This window comes from Candidatus Symbiopectobacterium sp. NZEC135 (assembly GCF_025962695.1).
Map to the genome: position 1 here is coordinate 1 of NZ_JAGFPF010001211.1, position 655 is coordinate 655.

Annotated in this window: 2 protein-coding genes; both read left to right on the forward strand. The window is 54.8% G+C overall.

Features of this window, described 5'->3' with window-relative positions:
- On the forward strand, nucleotides 1–385 hold a 385-nt coding region (locus tag J5224_RS33390; protein WP_413544765.1), incomplete at its 5' end, for an AMP-binding enzyme.
- Nucleotides 375–655, forward strand: a 281-nt coding sequence (locus J5224_RS33395) for a gamma-glutamyltransferase (RefSeq protein ID WP_264629181.1), incomplete at its 3' end; no start/stop codon positions are given. The genes J5224_RS33390 and J5224_RS33395, both read left to right, overlap by 11 nt.

The window sequence follows — 655 nt, forward strand, 5'->3', positions numbered from 1 at the left end:
ATTCCGCCGTGATGAAAATGGCTTTTTTTGGTTCGTTGGCCGCCATGACGATATGTTCGTTTGTGGGGGAGAGAACATCTGGCCGGGTGAAGTTGAAAAGCTATTGGAAAGCCACCCTCAAGTACAACAAGCCTGTGTTGTGCCAGTGACGGATGATATCAAAGGACAGAAACCGGCTGCATGGGTGATCCTCAGAGCCGGAGAGTCAGTCGACCCATCGGAATTGAAAAACTGGGTGCTGCAACACGGTCCGGCGTATCTGCATCCACGTCATATTTGGCTCACTGACCACTTTCCCTTGGCGGGAACCAACAAGATCGACCGTCGAGCATTACAGACGGCAGCGGAGCAACGCGTAAACAGAGGGAACGCGCATGACCTTTAACTGGCATAACCCCTATCTCACCCCCCGTACCCCGGTATTTGCACGTAATGTCGTCTCAACGTCGCATCCCCTCGCTGCACAGGCGGGAAACCGTATTTTAATGGAAGGGGGGAATGCAGTGGATGCGGCGATCGCAGCAGCAGCCACGTTAACGGTGGTAGAACCGGTATCAAACGGATTGGGCAGTGACGCTTTCGCACTGGTATGGGCGGACGGGAAATTGCACGGACTGAACGCATCTGGCCCGGCACCAGCGGCCTGGGATGTGAA